Here is an 18,155-nt window from a genome sequence, read left to right as displayed (position 1 = left end):
GAAACGGCCATGGTCTACCACGAAATCCAAGCTTATTCGCCCGGGCCCTTGCAGGCGACGATCTGGTCCTTGGTGTAGGTGGTCCAGTCCGGGATCGAGATCGAGACCGGCCATTCGGGGCTGAGCGACGGGTCGGCGGCCGACTTCAGCTTGGCCTTGCCGTCGTCGGTGGCGTTCTCCCAGAGCTGCGGCTGGACCAGCACGGTCTGCTCAGCCGGCTTCTTGCCGTCGAGGATCTGCAGCGCCAGCGTGATGCCGGCACCGCCGATCGAGCCGGGGTTGGTGACGGCGGCACCGACCAGACCCTTGACCGAGTTCAGCTGGCCGACGAAGCCGGCATTGTCGGCGCCGACAACCGGCACCATCGGCGCCTGCTGCTCGACAAGCGCGTCGACGATCACATTGTCGATGCCGGAGGTCCAGATGCCGTTGATCGGCGCGCCGGTGGCGAGGAAGGACAGGATCTGCTGCTTGCCTTGGTCCTGCTGCCAGCCGGTGAAGACCTCCTGCGCAACCTTCACGTCGGGGAATTCGGCCAGCGCCTTCTTGAAGCCCTTGTCACGGTCGCTGTCGGCCGAGGCGCCGGCGGCGCCGCGCATATAGAGCACCTCGCCCTTGCCGCCCATCTGCTTGAACAGCCACTTGGCGCCGAGATAGGCATATTCTTCCTGGTTGTTGGAGATGATGTAGGCGGACGGTTCGGTCACCGCCTGGTCGACGGCGACGACGACGATGCCGGCCTTGGTGGCTTCCTCCAGGCCGGCCTTGATGCCCGCCGGATCGGCCGGGTTGACGACGATGGCGTTGACCTTGGCGCTGATCAGGTTGCGGATATCCTCGAGCTGGCCGGCGGCGTCGGTGTTGCGGTGCGCGATGTTGAGCTTCGCCACCTCGCCGGAAGCGAGCGCCTGCGCCTTCATGGCGCAGATCATCTCCTCGCGCCAGCCATTGCCCTGCACGGTGTTGGAGATGCCGATCGTGTACTTGCCTTCGGCGGACGATACGCCCGCCGAAGCAAGCAGGGCGGCACCGGCAAGCAGCGAGGCCATGGTCAGATGTTTCTTCATTTCACTACTCCTCCACATTGATTTCAGTTCCAGGCTCCGAAGCGATCAGAGCCAAGCCGTTTGCCCGGTCACTTGACGAAGGGGCACAGCACGTCGCGGGCAAGCAGGAAACCGCGCTTCACCTTTTCGTCGCTCCCCTCGAAGCGCCGGTCCTCGTGCTCGATGATGACCGGCCCGTCATATCCGGCCCGGTAAAGGCCCGAAAAAATGGTGCTCCAGTTGATGTCGCCCAGCCCCGGCATGCGCGGGACTTGCCAGCCTATGCCGGCCGAAAGGATTCCGCGCTCGTACAAACCATCATGATCAATCATAAGGTCCTTGGCATGCACATGCAGCATGTGCGGGCCGAACTCGCGGATGAAGCGCTCCTTGTCGATCATCTGCCAGACGAGGTGCGAGGGATCGAAATTCATGCCGACGTCGCCGCCCCAGGCCTCCAGGATGCGGCGCCAGATGTAAGGCGAGTAGGCGATGTTGTGCCCGCCCGGCCATTCGTCATAGCTGAAGATCATCGGGCAGTTCTCGAAGGCGAGCTTGACGCCATGCTCACGGGCATGGGCGATGATTTCAGGCCAGACCTTTTGCGCGGCTTCCCAATTGGCGTCGATGGTCTTCGACGCATCGCCGCCGCAAAACGTGTTGACGAGCGAGACGCCCATGCGGCTCGCCAGCACGATCACCTTCTTCAGGTGATCGATGACCGCCCCGCGATGCGCCTGATCGGGATGCAGCGGATTGGGATAGAAGCCAAGGCCGGAGATCGTCAGGCCCTTGCCGGCAAGCTCGGCGGCAATGTCCTTGGCTTGCGCCGCCGAGGTGCCGGCGTCGATGTGGCTGGTGCCGGCATAGCGGCGGCTGGCTCCGGAAGCCTTCGGCCAGCAGGCGATCTCCAGGGCCTCGAAGCCGGCCGAGCGCGCCCATTCGGCGACTTCGCCGAGCGGCGTATCCGGAAATGGCGCCGTGAGCAGTCCAAGCTTCATGATCCCTCCCAGTTCCTAACTATGCAGATCGCGCCGGCTGCTTCAACCGCGCATCCGTTGGCCCAGCACAGACTTGTCTGACAAAGCCCATCGGGTCGTTCGAAAGCAGACCATCAAGGCCGGCGATGACATGCGCGCGGAACGTGGCGTTGGCGGCTAAACCCGGATCGAAAATGGCGTCGATGGCGAGGATTGCGTCGGCGAGGGCTTTGCTGTCCAAACCGGCGCCGTCGGCGATTGCAGCGATCTTTTCCGCAAACGGATCGGACACCTGCCAGGTGCGACCGAAGCGTGCTGAAGCCTTGACCAGATAGGCCATCCAGCCGGCGACCGGGACCGAGAGAAGCGCGATGCTATGGCCGTTGGCCAGCCGGTCGCGGATCGGGTTGAGCAGGCGCTGCACGATCTTCTGCGAGCCGTCGGTGGCGATCTGGTGGTTGCGGTGGCGGATCGCCGTGTTGGTGAGGCGCACAAGGCTCTGCTCGACATAGGCTGCCGGCGAGATGCCGGGCACCGGCATCAGCGTCGGCAGCGTCTCTTCCAACAGCATGCGGCGGACGAAGGCCGCCAGAAGCGGGTCGGCGATGGCCTCGAATGTGTGCTCGAACCCTCCCAGCATACCAAGATAGCTGAGCGTGGTCTGGGCGCCGTTCAGCACCCGCATCTTGAGATGCTCGAACGGGGTGACGTCGTCGACGAAGGTCGCGCCGACACGGTCCCAGCGCGGCACGCGGCCGGCGAAGCGGCTCTCGATCACCCACTGGCGGAAGCGCTCGCCGACAACCACTGCGCTGTCGCGGTAGCCGAAGCGCTTTTCCACCGTATCGACATCGGCTTCGGTCGTTGCCGGCGCAATGCGGTCGACCATGGCCGAGGGGAAGGCGACGTTGGCGGCGATCCAGTCCGCCAGCCCGTTGCCGCGCCGTTCGGCGATTGCCCGCACGACATTGCGGAGAATGATGCCGTTGGCCGGGATGTTGTCGCAGGACAGCAGCGTGACCGGCCGGCTGTGCGAGGCCATGCGCAACTCCAGCGCCCGTGCCAGGATGCCCGGCACGCTGCGCGGCGCCTCAGGGTTGGCGAGGTCGTGGACGATGTCGATATGATCGAGGTCGAGCGCGCCGCTCGACGGGATGTGGCAATAGCCTTTTTCGGTCACCGTCATGGTGACCATCTCGATGTCTGGCGAGGAAAGCACCTCGAGCGCCGGCGCCGCATTTTCCTGGCTGTCGACGACACGTACGATGCTGCCGATGACACGCGCCTCGACCTCATCGTTCTGGCGGATCAGGCGCGTGTAGAGACCGTCCTGTTGGCCGAGCGTCTGGCCAAGCAGGGGAGGTCGGATGTTGATGCCGACCAGTCCCCAATGGTCGAAATTCTTGGCCAGAAGATCGTCGGTGTACTCGGCCTGATGACAGCGGTGGAAAGCGCCGACGCCGATATGGGCGATGCCAGGCTTGAGCGCGGCACGATCGTAAGCGGGTTTGCGGACCTCGGACGGTAGGTGGTCGAGCAGGGCAGGGCGTAGGCTCCCGGCGGCACTCACCGATTCGCTCCGACCACCCATTGCTCCTGGTCGATCAGCGCGCCGGTCATCGGGCCGGCCGCGTAGGAGAGCAGGAAGACGGCGAGGTTCGCGACGTCGTTGACCGAGAACAGCCGGCCGAAGGGTTGCATGGCATTGGCTGCGTCGAGCCAGCCTGGCCCCTCGCCGAGCGTTTCGGCCTGCATGACGCGTTCCGCTGGCGTGTCGGTCCAGCCGACATTGATGCCATTGACCCTGATGCGGTCGAAGCGATGCGCGTTGGCGGCGTTCTTGGTCAGCGTCGCCAGCGCGCCCTTTGTGGCGGAATAGACGGCAAGCTCCGGCGAGCCGCAATGGGCATTGATCGACAGGATGTTGACGATGGCGCCGCCTTCACCGCGCTTCTTCATGTCGGCGATGGCCGCCTGCATCAGGAAGAAAGGTGCGCGGGCGTTGGCGGCGAACAATGGTTCCCAATCATCGAGGCTTGCGCTGACGAAAGAGGCGCGGTCGGTCAGAGCCCCTGCATTGACCAGTCCGTCGATGCGGCCGTAGCGCTCGATGCATGCCGCGGCGAGCAGCGCCGGAGTCTCCGGGTCGCCGAGGTCGGCGGCGACGAAAGCGGCGGGCGCGCCCAAGGCCGCCAGTTCCGCCGCGACGGCGTCGCCGCGTTGCCGGCTGCGGCCGGTGATCAGCAGAGCTTGGGCGCCGGAGCGCGCAGCCGTCTCGGCAATCGCACGGCCAATGCCTTGCGTTGCGCCGGTGATCAACACCACCTTGCCGTCGAGCCGAACCTCCATTCCTCCTCCCGGAACAAAGTTTCTATTTTTTCAAATATGGAACGACAGTTCTCCGTAGTCAACCGTGCCGGTCAGCCTGTCCGGCGCGCGACGACGCCGTGGACCAAAGCCATTCCGACGGCCAGCGAGGCGGCCAGCGAGCGGAAGCCGGCGAAGTCGGACTCGACCACCTCCAGCCAGGTGTCGGAAAGTTTCACCAGCGGCGAAAAGGTGCTGTCGGTGATGGCGACGATGGATGCCCCGCGCTCATGCGCGACAGCGACCAGGTCGGGCGTGATCGAATTGTACGGGCTGAAGGAGACGGCGAGCACCGCGTCGCGCCGGCTTATGCAGCCGACCTGGTCGAACGCGGTCGAGCCGACATTGTCGACCAGCACGTTGCGCACGCCCTGTTGCGACAGCGTCAGCGAAACATAGGTGGTGACGGGGAAGGCACGCTTGCTGCCGATGACATAGATCAGCTCGGCTCCCGCAAGCAGGTCGACCATCTTTTCGAAACTGTCGGTGTCGAAGCCGCTGCCGATGCGGCTGAGCGAGGCCTGCGAGGCGCCGACCATGCCGTGGAGGAAATGCAGGTTGGCGCTCCGCTCCTTAGCTGGCTCATGGCTGCCCTGTCCACGACCGTCCGGCCAGGAGCCTTTCATATGGTCCTTGAACAGGCCCTGGAAATCGGAAAATCCGGCATAGCCGAAGATCTGCGCGAAGCGCACCAGAGTCGAGGGCTGCACGCCGGCCTGGTCGGCCACCTGGGCGATAGTGCCCAGCGCCACGGCGCTCGGATGCTGCCACAGGAAGATGGCGACCTGGCGCAGCCTTTTCGGGAAATGCACGGTGCCGGACGAGAGCACGGCGCGCAGTTCTTCATAGGTTTGCGGTTTGGTGTAGCCAAGTGCTGCCAACGAACGGCCCTGTTTGCGGGGGGCGCTCTCGCCGGCGCCGACGCGGCCGGGTGAAGTTCGGGCGTTGCTCATGGGACGGGCCGGGTTTGAGCTGTCGTGTATGAGGCGACCCAACATTGCGGTGGAGACCGCCAATTGTCCAAGTCGGCGCCGCCCCTCACCTGCCTGCCGGCATCCTCTCCCCGTATAGTGACGGGGAGAGGGGCGCTCTCATCAGCGGTTTCGACAATCGCCAACTTTGCAGGAAACGAGCCGGCGCCGCGGCCAGTCCCCTTCTCCCCGTCACTATACGGGGAGAAGGTGCCGGCAGGCGGATGAGGGGCAGCGCCAGCGCTAGGAAAATCGCGCAAACTGATCGAACCCTCCTTCGACAATGCCGTGCAAGGCTAGCGCGGTGCGGTCGTTTCACAAAACAAAATTTGGAATAACTGTTCGAAATTGGCGGAGCGCCCCCTATAGTCCTGCCCGGCCAATGACAGCCATCGGGGAGGAATCGAAACATGGTCCATGCAACCGCTAACGGAACCTCGCGCAAGCGCCTGACGGTCGGCATGGTCGGGGGCGGCCGCAGCGCCTTCATCGGCGCTGTGCACCGGCTGGCCATGCGGCTCGACGACCAGATCGCCCTCGTGGCGGGCGCGCTGTCTTCCGATCCGGAGAACGCAGCCGCCTCGGCCGCCGAGATCGGCATCGCACCCGAGCGCAGCTATGCCGATTACCGTGCCATGGCGAAAGCCGAAGCGGCGCGGCCGGACGGCATCGAGGCGGTGGTCATCGTCACGCCCAACCATCTGCATGCGCCGATCGCGACCGCCTTCCTCGAGGCCGGCATCGACGTCATCTGCGACAAGCCGCTATCGACGACGCTTGCCGAGGCCGAGGCGCTGGTGACGCTAACCAAAGCGAAGAAGCGCCGCTTCGTCGTCACGCTCAACAACACCGGCTACGCCATGGTGCGCCAGGCGCGCGAGATGGTGGCGGCGGGCGCGCTCGGCCGCATCGTTTCCGTGCATGGCGCCTATATGCAGGACTGGCTGACGCAGCCGATCGACGCGCAAGGGCAGAAGCAGGCCGAATGGCGCACCGACCCGGCGCGCGCCGGGCAGTCGGCGGTGCTTGCCGACATCGGCGTGCATGCCTTCAACCTGGCGAGCTTCATCTCCGGCTTCGAGGCGGAGGCGGTCTCGGCCGACCTTTTCACCGCCGTGCCCGGCCGGCGGCTCGACGACAATGCGCATGTGCTGGTGCGCTGGATGGGCGGCGCGCACGGCACGATCCTCGCCAGCCAGACCTCGCCCGGCCACTACAACGACCTCTCGGTGCGCATCTATGGCGAGAAGGCCGGGCTCGAATGGTCGGGCACGCGGCCGGAGGAGCTGCGCTTCTCGCCCTATGGCGAGGAGACGCGCACGCTGGTGCGCGGCGGCAACGGATCGACGGCGGAAGCCCGGCGCGTCTCGCGCATGCCGGCCGCGCATCCCGAGGGCTATATCGAGGCCTTCGCCAATTTCTACCGCGACGCCGCCGACATCATCCGCGCGCATCGTTCGGGCGAGGTGGTCGATACGGCACGCGTGGCGCAGGTGCCCGACGTGGTCGACGGTGCGCGCGGCGTGAAGTTCGTGGCGGCGGCGGTGGAGTCGAACGCGGCAGGCGGCGTGTGGATAGCGGCGAGGTTTGAGTGAGGGGGCAGTCGCACTCTTGACGGCTTGCCGAACTCGGCCTCCGATGGCCGCAAACGCAGTTTGATGAAGCTGCTTGGGTGAACCATGAAGCGCGCGCAGATCGAAGAGCAGAACCGTTACCTCCTGCGGCGCCAGCGCGAATTCCGCCAGGCCGCCGATGTCGTCACGCAGTCCTGGATGGCGTTCCCCGAGATCGAGGCGATCGCTGTCATAGGGTCAGTGGCAAAACCGCTCTGGAAGGAGGTCCCCCGGTTCAGCGAATTCCGCCGCGCGCGCATCGAGGTCTGGCACGAGTGCGGCGATCTCGATCTGGCGGTGTGGATCGACTCGCAACATCAGCTCGGCGAGTTGCGCCGCGCGGGAGCCGCCTCGCTGCGAAAGGCCTTCGAGGCAGGCGTGGGCATCAGCGTCGCCAACCATCAGCTCGACGTATTCCTGTTCGAGCCCGGCAGCGACCGCTACCTTGGCCGGCTCTGCTCCTTCAGCCAATGTCCGAAAGGAAAGCAAGACTGTCTGGTTCCCGGTTGCGGAGCGATACCCTTCAACAAGCGTATTGCGGATTTCCAACCTTACGCCGACCTCCTGGCACCGGTCCGCTATTCGACGCTCTACCGGCGGGATGCCGGCTTGCTGCGTTCCGCGCTCGACTTGCCGAATGTCGATGGGCAAGCACCCGGCGTGACCAGTTCTCTCTGATCGGCTCTTGCGGGCGGGGCCTGGCCCTTCGGATTGATCACTCAGCATGTCCATTTGCGGCAGGGGGATCCGTCCGTCCGCGCTCGTCGCCGATTAAGGGTGAAAGCCCGTCAAGCACCAGGCTCCGGAACATGGCGTCGACCTCAGACGGCAGCAATCCAGGCTTCCGCTCGAACCACCAGTTCAGAGCCGTCAGGAAGGCTCCGACGATGAATTGCACGACGAAGTCGCGCGGGATGGTATCGTCTCGCAGCGTCGAGGACAGTTCTTGCCGCACCATTTCCGACAGGATCAGGCGGATCTCGTTCTCCGTCACGGCGCCGCCTCGCCCGCCGATCATCGTCCGGTAGTGGTCGGCATACCGAGCCGCATGCTCGAACATGGCCGTGCTGAAACCAAGCGGGTCGTCGTGCGATGCTCCAGCTGTTGCGGGCGCCGCGGATTGCGCCTCTTTCAGCTCCTGCCGAAGCATCTGGAAGCCGCTGCGCAGGAGGTCCTCCTTGCCGGTATAGTGCGCATAGAAGGTCGAGCGGCCGACATCGGCTTCATCGATGATGTCCTGCACCGAGAGGGCCTCATAGCCCTTGCGCAGCATGAGCGCCAGCAGCGCCTGGTGAAGGGCCTTGCGCGTACGGGCGGCCCGTCGATCGATTCCGCGCGGCATGAATCACTCCTCCCTTTGCCAATCCGCTCCCTTCTCTGCACGTTTTCCAGGACGGCAGGCCCGGATTGTCCACTAACGGACGTTCCAGTTGCATCGTCCGTCGAAAATTCCGGACAGAGTGTCCATTATCATACGCATTGTTTCGAAGCTTCACCAGTTGGCAGCCACTGTACCGGCATTCGCCAGCTTGGCGCTGTTGAAGATCTGGCGCTTTCGAAGAAAGGACGTGACGGACATGCATCATATGCGAAGCGAAGTGCGTACCGCTGGAACCGCAATCGGCCCGGAAGCCAACAAGGGCATCGGCTTCCCGCGTCTTTACGACCTGCTCGTTCTCGTGCTGACGCGTGGGCGGGACCTGGCCTATCGCGACGCTCTGCTCGATCTGGCCGGCCTGGCGCCGGGCTTCCAACTGCTGGACGTCGGATGCGGCACCGGCACGCAGGCGATTTCGGCCTGGCGCCGCGTGCAACCCGGTGGATCGGTGGTTGGCGTCGACGTCTCCGAAAAGATGCTTGCCGCCGCTCGCCGCAAGGCGAGCCGGGCTGGCCTCGATATCGCGTTTCATCATGCCGATGCGGCCGAATTGCCCTTCGAGGACGGACGCTTCGATGCGGTCACTTTCACCACGGTGCTGCACATGGTGCCGGAAGCACGACGCAGCCTTTGCCTGCGCGAGGCGGCTCGCGTCCTGCCGCCCGGCGGACGGCTGTTGCTGATCGATTATGCCGGCCCCGTCAGCGAGCGTGGACACATGTCGGCAAAGCACGGCCTGCATGGCCAGTTCGACCTGCATCGCCTCCGCGAACCACTGGCGGCGGCGGGCTTCGAGCGCATTGAAAGTGGCCCGCTCGGCTGGCTCGGCCTGCATTTCCTGCGCGGTATCAAGGTGTGAGGATTGCGGCAACGCCGCTGGTGGCTGCAGGCGTCCGACATGAACCTATGGCCGAACGACTTACCCCTTGATAGCTGAACCCACGATCGAGTCGACGAAGAAGCGCTGCAGGAAGACGAACAGGACGAGCGGCGGCAGCACGGCGAGCGTTGCGCCGGCCATCACCAGGCCGGTGTTGACAGCGCCGCGGTTGTAGCTGAGCAGCCGGCTCAGGCTGATGACGATCGGATAGGCGTCGGCATTGCCCTGCAGCACGGTGAGCGGCCAGAGATAGCTGTTCCAGTGGTAGACGAAGGCGAACAACGCGAGGGCGGCGATCGCCGGCGCGACGCTCGGCGCCACGATCTTGAACAGGATGAGCAGTTCGGAGGCGCCGTCCATGCGCGCGGCGTCGATCAGGTCGTCCGGCACGCCGGCGATGAACTGGCGCATTAGGAAGATGCCGAAGGCGTTGGCGAGGTTGGGCACGATGATGCCGGCGAGGCTGGCGTTGAGCCCGAGCGAGCCGACCATGCGGTAGAGTGGGATCAGCGTGACGATCGGCGGCAGGAACATGGTGGCGATCAGCAGCGAGAACAGCAGCGAGCGGCCTGGGAAGGAATATTTGGCAAAGGCATAGCCGGCCATCATGCTGGTCACCAGGATGCCGGCGGTGGTGACCGAAGCGATGACCAAGGAATTCCACATCGAGCGGCCGAGATTGATGACGCCGGCGACCTTTTCGTACGCCTCGAGCGTCGGCGCGTGCGGGATCCAGACTGGCGGCACCTGCATGGTCTCGGCCGGCGTCTTCAGGCTGGACAGCACCATCCAGGCGAGCGGAAAGGCGGAGGCCACGGCGACCAGCAGCATCAGTGTTGCAAGCAAGGCGTTGCGCCCCGATGGTCGCTTGCGGGACAGCGGATGGGCTGGCGTACTCATTCGCCGTCCTTCCGGTTGACAAGTGAGAACAGCGCCGAGACGCAGACGATCAGCGACAGCATCAGCATCACCGCCATGGCGGAGCCCAGCCCGCCTTGCGCGCGTTCGATGCCGACGCGGCGAATATGGTAGGTGAGCACATTGGTCGAGCCGACCGGCCCGCCCTGCGTGATCAGCGCCACCGGCTCGAAAATCTGCACCGCGTTGATGATGGCGATGACCGCGCTGAACAAAAGCGTGCGGCGAAGCAGGGGAAGGGTGATGAAGCGGAACTGCTCTTGGCCGTTGGCGCCGTCGAGCGTCGCGGCTTCATAGAGGCTGCCGGGGATCTGCGTCAGCCCGGCGATCGCCAGCACGGTGAAATAGCCGACCTGCTGCCAGACATTGAGGAAGACGATCGACACCAGCGCCGAGCGCGGCGAGGAGAGCCAGGGCTGCGGGCCGATGCCAATCAGCCCGAGCATCTGGTTGAGCGGGCCTTCGCTCGGCGAATAGAGTTTCGACCAGACCAGGGCCACCGCGATCATCGGCACCATGTAGGTGGAGAACAGCACCGTCCGCAGCGCCGTGCCGCCGGGCACGTCACGCTGGTAGACCATCAGTCCGAGGACGACCGACAGCGGCAGGATGAGGACGACCGAAAGCGCGGTATAGACCGCGGTGTTGAGCAGGGCAGTCTTAAAATCGCGACCGATGGAGGTCGGGCCGAAGATCTCTTGGAAATTGCCAAGGCCGACGAAGCTCGCGTCGGAAAAAGGCGTCTGCGTCGACCAGTCGTGGAAGGAGAGCCAGATGGTGAGCAGCATCGGCAAGAGCACGAAGACGCCGATCAATGTCACGGCGGGCGCAAGCATGATGCCCGCCGAGGCACGAAAAGCTTTGGCCATTCCTATGCTTCCGATGGCTACGGGTCGAAGACCCGAGCCTATTTCGCCGCGCGCTCCAGGATCGACGTGGCGTCGGCCTCAGCGCTCACTTGCGCATCCTTGGCCGAGACCTGGCCATACTGCAACGCCTCGAGCGTTTGCTGCAGGGATTCCGAGAACTCCTGGCCGCCGGGCACGACGGGGAAGGGCCGAGCGTCGGCCAGCACGCTGACATAGCCGGAGAGGAATTCGGAGCCGAGCTTGTCCTTGTGTGCCTCGATATCGGAGCTGCGCGAGGGCAGGATGCCCATCGACATCAGGATGTCGGACATGGCCGAAGCGCCGTTCTTGCCCGACTTCGGGCTGTTCAGCCAGGCGAGGAATTCCCAGGCCGCCTTCTGCTCGGCCTCGCCGGCCTTGGCGTTGACCACGGTCATCCAGGAATAGGAGATCGAATGCGGCTTGTCGCCGCTCGGGCCGACCGGGATCGGCGCGGTGGCGACGTTTGCGAACTTGTCCCCCATGCCGGTCTTGAGCGCGCTTTCCCACCAATTGGCCATGATGATCATGCCGGTCTTGCCGGAGACGAAATTGTCGAGGAACGGACCGGTGGTGTTGGCGTCGGCCGTCGCCATCGCGGGATTGCTCGCTCCGGACTTTATCAAGTCTTCGTAGAGCGCGAAGGTCTCGCCGGCCTGGGGACTGTCCAGCGCCGGCTTGCCATCCTTGACCAGGTTGCCACCATTGGAGACGAGCAGCGAGGCGAAAGGATGGACCACGCCTGCCGCCCATGAGTTGATCATGCCAAAACCCTGCTGGCCCTTATCCTTGTCGGTCAGTTTTGCCGCGGCATCCTTGAATTCGGCCCAGGTCTTGGGCGGCGCGGCAATGCCTGCCTCTTTGAACAGTTCCTTGTTGTAGTTCAGCGCGTAGACGTCGATCTCATTCGGGATGCCGTAGAGCGTGCCGCCGACCGAGGCGGCGCTGACGACGCCCGCCGGCCAGGCGCTCTTCACTTCATTGGCTATCGCTTCGGGTGCAGGGGCGACGAGTTTGTCCCTTGCCAGTTCCGGCAGCCACAGATCGTAGATGCCGCCGATAGTCGGCCCGTCGGAGGAGCCGCCCTGCGAGCGCAGCGTGGTCAGAAGATCGCCGAAGGGAACCGCGCGCACGGTGACGCCGACATCCGGATTTTGCTTCGAAAAATCCTTGGCCGCCGCTTCGAGCAGCGCGACCGTCTCCGGCGACCAGTGGGTCAGATAGGAGATGTTGACCGATTGCGCCCAGCCGGTCGCGGGAAGCGCGACGAGACCCGCGGCAAGAGCCAGTTTCGAGATCCAGGCAGACGACATCGGCATCCTCACACAAGCCGCGGCAGAAGCGTCGACGTTATGACAAGTTTGATCTCGAGCGCAAGCCCCAACGTGAGAACGTTCGGTTGGCGCTTGTGGCTCAAAAATCTTCAGCAACCGCTCTTCGGAAATTTATGTATGAAATTCATATGGATAACGTTGCCGCCCCCGTTTCACCCGCGACTGTCAGATAGTCACCACGGCTTTCAGGCTCTTGCGATTGGCATCATGTCGTTATAATGACTTTATGAAAAAGCAGATGACTCTCCCGCGGCTTCGCTGCCGCGCGGGCTCAGAAACAGAAAAAATGGGAGAACCGGCAAATGAGCATGCTTTCAATCCACCGGCGCACCGCGCTCGGCCTTATCGGCGGCCTCGCCGCCGCCTGCGCCGGCATTTTGACGACGCTGCCGGCCCGAGCCGACAGCACCGTGACGCTGTGGAGCTGGCGCACCGAGGACGAGGCCGCGATGCGCCGCATCTTCGATGTCTTCGAAAAGAACAATCAGGGCATCAAGGTCGATATCCAGTTCACGCCCGACGCCGACTACCAGAACCGCTTGAGCACGGCGTTGCGCGGCGGCCGCGGACCCGACATCGCGCAGCTCAAGGCCTATGGCGAATTGCAGCCCTTTATCGAAGGCGGCTATCTCGACGCGCTCGACGACAGCGTGGCAGAATTGAAGAACATGCCAGACGCTGCGCTTGGCGGCGCGCGCGGCCGTGCCGACGGCAAGCTCTATGGCGTGCCCTATTCGGTGCCGATGATGGGCGTCTTCTACAATGAGGACATCTTCTCGGCGCAAGGCATCGAGATCCCGAAGACCTACAAGGACTTTGTCGCCGCCTGCGAAAAACTCAAGGCGGCGGGCATCACGCCGATCGCCAATGGCGGCGCCAACGGCTCGGCGTGGGAGTTGGAGATCGGCGTCGGCGTCATCGGCCCGACGATCTACGGGCCTGGCTTCTATGACGAGATGATGAGCGGCAAGGCGACGTTTGAGGATCCTCGCTACGTTGCGGCGCTGAAGCGTTTCGCCGAACTGAAGCCCTATTATTCCGACGGCTTCGCCGGCATCGACTACACCACCGCCACGCAGCAATTCATCGGCGGCAAGGCGGCGATGTTCTTCGGCGGCTCGTTCGAGAACGGCAGCTTCAAGTCGCAGAACCCGAAGCTGAAATTCTCGATCTTCCCGTTCCCCGCCGACGATGCCTCTACCAAGCTCTACACGTCGGCCTTCTCCGACGGCTCCTATGGTCTCGTCTCGGAGAGCCAGAACAAGGAGGCGGCGACCAGGGTGCTGAACTTCATGGCCTCGACCGAGTTCGCGCAACTCTTTGCCGACGAGCTCGGCTGGCCGCCGGCACGCACCGACGTCACCGTCAAGGATCCAGTGCTCGCCAAAATGATGGAGATGTCGAAGAACTCGACGCCGTACCTCACGCTGGTCGGCTTCCGCTGGCAGACGCCAACGGCGTCCTCGGTGATGCAGTCCGAGATCATCGACATGGTCGAGGGCAATGTCGCGCCGGAGAAGCTGGCGGCCGACATGCAGGCCGCCGTCGCCACCTGGTTCAAGCCAAAGCAGTAAGGCATGCAGCCGGCCGCGACGCGGCCGGCGCTCCATCCCGACAGAAAACAGCCGATGATCAAGCTTCGCCGCATGACCAGCCTCCAGCGCACGCAGCAGCGCATGGCCGTGCTGTTCATCCTGCCGGCTTTGGCCGTCTACGGGCTGTTCGTGCTTTACCCGCTGCTGATGTCGCTATGGGGCAGCTTCTTCGCCTGGAAGGGGCTGCGCATGCAGGAGTTCGCGGGCCTGGCGAACTTCTCGCGCCTGTTCGTCTTCCCGAGCGGCGCGCGGCTCTATGGCGCGCTCGGGCACAACGTCGTCTGGTTCTTCGGCATCATGTTGCTGCAGAACGGCCTCGGGCTCTTGTTCGCCTGGCTGCTCTTCCTGCGCGACAAGGGAGCGGCCTTCTTCCAGTCCGTGTTCTTCTTCCCCGCGGTGCTCAGCCCCGTCATCGTCGGCGCGCTGTGGCGGCTGCTTCTGGCGCCGGGCGGCATCGTCGAATGGGCGCTGAACGGCCTCGGCCTGCATCAGGGGAGCCTGACGGTGCTCGGCAACAGCCACACGGCGCTTGGCATGCTGATCGCCGTCGATGCGTGGAACTGGATGGGCCTGCCGGTGCTGATCTACACGGCTGGCTTGAGACAGATCTCCGGCCAGATCTTCGAGGCGGCGAAGCTTGACGGCGCCGGCAACACGCGCATGCTGTTTTCCATTGCGCTGCCGCTGTTGATGCCGGCGCTCGGCACGCTGACCACGCTTTCCTTCATCAACACCTTCAACCAGTTCGACATCGTCTATGTGATGCAGGGCGTGCAGGGCAATCCGAGCTATTCGACCGACACGCTGGTGACCTATTTCTACCGGCTGGCCTTCGGCGCCGAGGGCGCGGTCGGCATCACCGATATAGGGCTGGCGCTGGCGCTCGGCACCATGCTGTTCCTCATCCTCAGCATCGGCACGCTTTTGATGCTGCGCTTCTTCGACAAGCGGACGATTGAGTTATGAGCGCGCTCGCTACCCCGCAGGGGCTGGCGCGGCTGCCCGGCTGGACCGTCCTTTTGCTTTGGACGGCGGCGGTGCTTTTGCCGCTCTACATCCTGGTCGTCTCCTGCTTCAAGACGACGGCCGAAATCTACGACAACCGGCTCGGCCTGCCGCAGAGCTGGGCTCTCGACAATTTCGTCCGCGCCTGGACACGCGCCGACCTCGGCCACAACTTCATCAACAGCCTGATCGTCACCGGCGGTGCGGTGATCCTCACCATCATCGTTTCGGCGATGGCCGCCTATCCGCTCAGCCGCTACAGGCTCGGCTGGAACGCCATCATGCTGGGCCTCTTCCTTTCCGGCATCATGCTGCCGATCAGGCTCGCATCGGTGGAGCTGTTCACGCTGATGCGCAGCCTCGGCCTGCTCGATTCGCTGACCGGCCTGATCCTGGTCTATTCGGCGATCCGCATTCCCTTCGCCGTCTTCATCTTCGCCAATTTCATGCGCGTGCTGCCCTCCGAGCTAGACGAGGCGGCGCGCATGGACGGCGCCGGCGAGACGCGCATCTTGTTCCAGATCGTGCTGCCGATGGTGAAGCCGGCGGTATCGATCGTCGCCATCTTCACGGCGATCGCGGTGTGGAACGACTTCTTCTTTCCGCTGATCTTCATCTTCGACGACCGCTACAAGACGGTGCCGCTGGCAATCAGCGTCTTCGTCGGGCAGTTCCGCACCGATTGGGGCCTGGTGTTCGCTTCGCTGGCGATCTCCATGGCGCCGATCCTGATCATGTATTGTTTGCTGGCGCGCCAGATTCGCGAGGGCGTCGGCGCCGGGGGAGGCATGAAATGATCGAGGACAAGGTCTATGCCGCGCGCTCGATCCTGGTTGTCGGAGCGCATGCCTTCGACGCCGAGGTCATCGCCGGGCCTCTGGCGGCGGCAGCGGCCAAGGGCGGCGCCCAGGTCACCTTCCTGCATCTCTCGATGGGCGAGCAAGGACACCCTTGCCTGATCCCGGAGCAGTATTCGGCGCAGAAGGAGGACGAGGCGGCGAAGGCTGCGGCGCGGCTCGGCGTGTCGATGTTGAGTATGAAACTGCGCGACGCCTTCCTGCCTAACGACAATGCGACCGCCCTGCAGGTCTGCGACGTCATACGCGAGGTGAAGCCGGAGGTCGTCATCACCCACTGGCATGGCAGCTGGCACAAGGACCATCGCGCCGCGGCGCACCTCACCCAGAACGGCATTTTCCTTTCCGCTCTGCCGACGCAGAAACGGGCCCATCCCGCGCATACGCCGCAGCTCCTGCTCTTCGGCGAGAATTGGGAGGACGACGAAGGTTTTCGCCCTGAGCATCTCGTCGACGTCAGCGCCGGTTTCGACGCCTGGCACGAGGCTGTGATGGAATACGAGCTGGCGCGCGGGCTGAGCAGCTTTCCCTATGTCGACTACTACAGCGCGCTCTACAGGCTGCGCGGCTGCCTGCGCGGCACGCGCCATGCGCAGGCTTTTGCTGCCGCCTCGCATTCCTGGAATGCCGGCAGCGGCCTGTTCGCGCCGCCTGCCGACCGGAGGCGCGACACATGACGCGGGTGCTGGCCATCGATCTCGGCGGCACCAATCTGCGGACCGCCGTCTACACAGGTGATATCGCCGCGCTAGCGCAGCAGAACCACCAGCCGGCACCGGAAAACCTCGATGGTTTCGTCGCCCGCGTCCGTGCGTTTTTGGCTGCCGGCAACATCGAAGCGCTCGGGCTCGCGGTGCCGGGACTCGTCGAAGGCTCCGTCTGCCGATGGATCCCGAACCTGCCATGGCTCGACGGCATCGATGTCGCGGCGCTGTTTCCCGACATCAGTGTCGCGCTCGGCAATGACGCGCAGATCGCGCTGCTCGCCGAAGCGGCCGAAGGCGCGGCCAAGGGCGTGTCCGATACGATCCTGCTTGCGATCGGCACCGGCATCGGCTCGGCGGTGCTGGCCAACGGCCGCATCGTCGCCGGCGCGCATGGCGGCGCCTGCTCCTTCGGCTGGGCCTGCGCCGACATTGACGACCAGGGCGAGGAACGCAGCGGCTGGCTGGAGCGCGTGGCCTCGGGCCGCGCGCTCGATCAACTGTCCACGCGGATCGGGCTCGCGAATGGCGGCGAATTGATCGCGGCCGGCCGGGCAGGGAACCGCGCGGCACTTGCCTTGCTGGAAGAACCGGCACGCCGGCTGGGTACCGCACTCGCCGGCGCCGTCGGCCTGCTCGATCCGGGTGTGATCCTGGTCTCGGGCGGCCTGGCCGATGCGCTGGATGCGATTGCACCGCCGCTGCTTGCGGCGTTACGGCGGCAACTGCCGCCGCATCTGCGCGGCATCGAACTGAGGCCCGGCGCTTTCGGTCCGCGCGCGGGGCTGGTTGGCGCAGCACTTGCCGGGCAGGCGGGGAGCGGGTGGAGGCAGATCCGATGAGCGAAGCGAGCTTTCAGCAGCCGGACCGCAGGCGGCCCGAACCGCTCTGGTATCAGGTCGAGGAGGCGATCCGCGCCATCGTCAAGAGCGGCGAGTGGGCGACCGGCGACCAGATCCCGGCCGAGGACCGGCTCTGCGCGCTGTTCGGGGTCAGCCGCATCACGCTGCGTCACGCGCTGCGCAATCTGGAGGAAAGCGGGCTGCTGAGGCGCGAGCATGGAAGGGGCACCTTCGTGCGTTCCACCACGCTGGTCGCCGGCACGCGCGAGCTCACCAGCTTCACCCAGGAAATGGGCAATATCGGCGTCGTCGCCGGCTCGCGACTGCTCGACTGCAGCCTGACGACGGCCAATGCGGCCGCCGCCGGCGCGCTGGAGATCGAGGAGGGCGATCCTATCGTGCGCATCCGGCGGCTCAGGCTCGGCAACAACGAGCCGATCGGCATCCAGACGGCGCAGCTGGCAGCGGCGCGCGTGCCTGGCTTCCTCGATGCCGGCCTGCTCAAGGGCTCGCTCTACGAGGCGTTGGAGAACCAGTACGGCATCGTGCCGGTCGAGGCGCGCGAGAACTATCGCGTCGGCGCCGTCAGCGGTGCCGATGCCGAACTGCTCGATTTAGCGGCTGGCAGTCCCGCTTTCGTCGTTGAGCGCATCACCATCGACGAGCGCGGCCCGTTCGAATTCACCGTCTCCGTCATGCGCGGTGACCGCTACGAGATCCGCTCGACGCTGCGCGCCGGCCGCCCAAACACCAGAAGCTGACACGATAACAGGAGTAC

The 18,155-nt window shown here is 64.7% G+C and carries 18 protein-coding genes; 9 read left to right on the top strand and 9 right to left on the bottom strand.

The window, feature by feature from the left end; all coding sequences use genetic code 11:
* Window positions 1–32 precede the first annotated feature (32 nt).
* The 5 genes from ABID26_RS23670 to ABID26_RS23650 form a co-directional block, all read right to left on the bottom strand.
* Window positions 33–1,067: an ABC transporter substrate-binding protein gene (locus tag ABID26_RS23670; RefSeq protein ID WP_292304621.1), complete on the bottom strand. Its 1,035-nt coding sequence runs from the start codon at window positions 1,065–1,067 to the stop codon at window positions 33–35.
* A gap of 68 nt (window positions 1,068–1,135) precedes the next feature.
* Window positions 1,136–2,047, bottom strand: a complete 912-nt coding sequence (locus ABID26_RS23665) for a sugar phosphate isomerase/epimerase family protein (protein ID WP_292304620.1) — start codon at window positions 2,045–2,047, stop codon at window positions 1,136–1,138.
* A 19-nt stretch (window positions 2,048–2,066) separates the two neighbouring features.
* A complete protein-coding gene (locus ABID26_RS23660; protein ID WP_435528602.1) occupies window positions 2,067–3,596 on the bottom strand; it encodes a mannitol dehydrogenase family protein in 1,530 nt (509 codons plus the stop codon).
* Window positions 3,593–4,375, bottom strand: a complete 783-nt coding sequence (locus ABID26_RS23655) for an SDR family oxidoreductase (RefSeq protein WP_292304618.1) — start codon at window positions 4,373–4,375, stop codon at window positions 3,593–3,595. Before ABID26_RS23655 ends, ABID26_RS23660 begins: the two co-directional genes overlap by 4 nt.
* A 71-nt stretch (window positions 4,376–4,446) precedes the next feature.
* On the bottom strand, window positions 4,447–5,346 hold the full coding sequence (locus ABID26_RS23650; protein WP_292373372.1) for a MurR/RpiR family transcriptional regulator: 900 nt from the start codon (window positions 5,344–5,346) through the stop codon (window positions 4,447–4,449).
* A 428-nt stretch (window positions 5,347–5,774) separates the two neighbouring features.
* Here ABID26_RS23650 and ABID26_RS23645 point away from each other — a divergent pair, with 428 nt between their 5' ends.
* Together ABID26_RS23645 and ABID26_RS23640 are read left to right on the top strand one after the other, a co-directional pair.
* A complete protein-coding gene (locus ABID26_RS23645) occupies window positions 5,775–6,959 on the top strand; it encodes a Gfo/Idh/MocA family protein (RefSeq protein WP_292299714.1) in 1,185 nt (394 codons plus the stop codon).
* Window positions 6,960–7,043: 84 nt separating this feature from the next.
* Complete coding sequence (locus ABID26_RS23640; RefSeq protein ID WP_292299715.1) at window positions 7,044–7,655, top strand: hypothetical protein; 612 nt, start codon at window positions 7,044–7,046, stop codon at window positions 7,653–7,655.
* A gap of 37 nt (window positions 7,656–7,692) precedes the next feature.
* Here ABID26_RS23640 and ABID26_RS23635 read toward each other — a convergent pair whose 3' ends face one another.
* On the bottom strand, window positions 7,693–8,319 hold the full coding sequence (locus tag ABID26_RS23635) for a TetR/AcrR family transcriptional regulator (protein ID WP_292299716.1): 627 nt from the start codon (window positions 8,317–8,319) through the stop codon (window positions 7,693–7,695).
* A 235-nt stretch (window positions 8,320–8,554) separates the two neighbouring features.
* On the opposite strand from ABID26_RS23635, the gene ABID26_RS23630 reads away from it, so the two are divergent.
* The gene (locus tag ABID26_RS23630) at window positions 8,555–9,214 is read left to right on the top strand and encodes a class I SAM-dependent methyltransferase (RefSeq protein WP_292299717.1); all 660 of its coding nucleotides are present in this window, start codon (window positions 8,555–8,557) and stop codon (window positions 9,212–9,214) included.
* 60 nt (window positions 9,215–9,274) lie between these two features.
* On the opposite strand, the gene ABID26_RS23625 is transcribed toward ABID26_RS23630, so the two are convergent.
* From ABID26_RS23625 to ABID26_RS23615, 3 genes are read right to left on the bottom strand one after another with little or no spacing between them, the layout of a single operon-like run.
* Window positions 9,275–10,135, bottom strand: a complete 861-nt coding sequence (locus ABID26_RS23625) for a carbohydrate ABC transporter permease (RefSeq protein ID WP_292299718.1) — start codon at window positions 10,133–10,135, stop codon at window positions 9,275–9,277.
* Window positions 10,132–11,022, bottom strand: coding sequence for a carbohydrate ABC transporter permease (locus ABID26_RS23620; RefSeq protein ID WP_292299719.1), 891 nt, complete (start codon window positions 11,020–11,022; stop codon window positions 10,132–10,134). The genes ABID26_RS23625 and ABID26_RS23620 overlap by 4 nt, the downstream gene beginning before the upstream one ends.
* 38 nt (window positions 11,023–11,060) lie before the next feature.
* Window positions 11,061–12,353, bottom strand: a complete 1,293-nt coding sequence (locus ABID26_RS23615; RefSeq protein WP_292299720.1) for an ABC transporter substrate-binding protein — start codon at window positions 12,351–12,353, stop codon at window positions 11,061–11,063.
* Window positions 12,354–12,676: 323 nt separating this feature from the next.
* Here ABID26_RS23615 and ABID26_RS23610 point away from each other — a divergent pair, with 323 nt between their 5' ends.
* From ABID26_RS23610 to ABID26_RS23585, 6 genes are read left to right on the top strand one after another with little or no spacing between them, the layout of a single operon-like run.
* Window positions 12,677–13,948 (top strand): extracellular solute-binding protein, encoded by a 1,272-nt coding sequence (locus tag ABID26_RS23610; protein ID WP_292299721.1) that lies wholly within the window; start codon window positions 12,677–12,679, stop codon window positions 13,946–13,948.
* 3 nt (window positions 13,949–13,951) lie between these two features.
* Entirely contained in the window at window positions 13,952–14,935 is a 984-nt protein-coding gene (locus ABID26_RS23605; RefSeq protein WP_292299722.1) for a carbohydrate ABC transporter permease, read from the top strand.
* Complete coding sequence (locus tag ABID26_RS23600; protein WP_292299723.1) at window positions 14,932–15,771, top strand: carbohydrate ABC transporter permease; 840 nt, start codon at window positions 14,932–14,934, stop codon at window positions 15,769–15,771. The genes ABID26_RS23605 and ABID26_RS23600 overlap by 4 nt, the downstream gene beginning before the upstream one ends.
* On the top strand, window positions 15,768–16,508 hold the full coding sequence (locus ABID26_RS23595) for a PIG-L deacetylase family protein (protein WP_354416819.1): 741 nt from the start codon (window positions 15,768–15,770) through the stop codon (window positions 16,506–16,508). Before ABID26_RS23600 ends, ABID26_RS23595 begins: the two co-directional genes overlap by 4 nt.
* Window positions 16,505–17,377, top strand: coding sequence for an ROK family protein (locus tag ABID26_RS23590; protein ID WP_292299724.1), 873 nt, complete (start codon window positions 16,505–16,507; stop codon window positions 17,375–17,377). The genes ABID26_RS23595 and ABID26_RS23590 overlap by 4 nt, the downstream gene beginning before the upstream one ends.
* On the top strand, window positions 17,374–18,138 hold the full coding sequence (locus ABID26_RS23585) for a GntR family transcriptional regulator (RefSeq protein WP_354416817.1): 765 nt from the start codon (window positions 17,374–17,376) through the stop codon (window positions 18,136–18,138). The genes ABID26_RS23590 and ABID26_RS23585 overlap by 4 nt, the downstream gene beginning before the upstream one ends.
* The last annotated feature ends 17 nt before the right edge of the window (window positions 18,139–18,155 follow it).

Origin of the sequence: Mesorhizobium shonense (assembly GCF_040545255.1) — a bacterium.
In the GTDB taxonomy this organism is placed as follows: Bacteria; Pseudomonadota; Alphaproteobacteria; order Rhizobiales; family Rhizobiaceae; genus Mesorhizobium; species Mesorhizobium shonense.
Note: the sequence above shows the minus strand (reverse complement) of the source record. Positions and strands in the feature narration are given on the sequence as shown.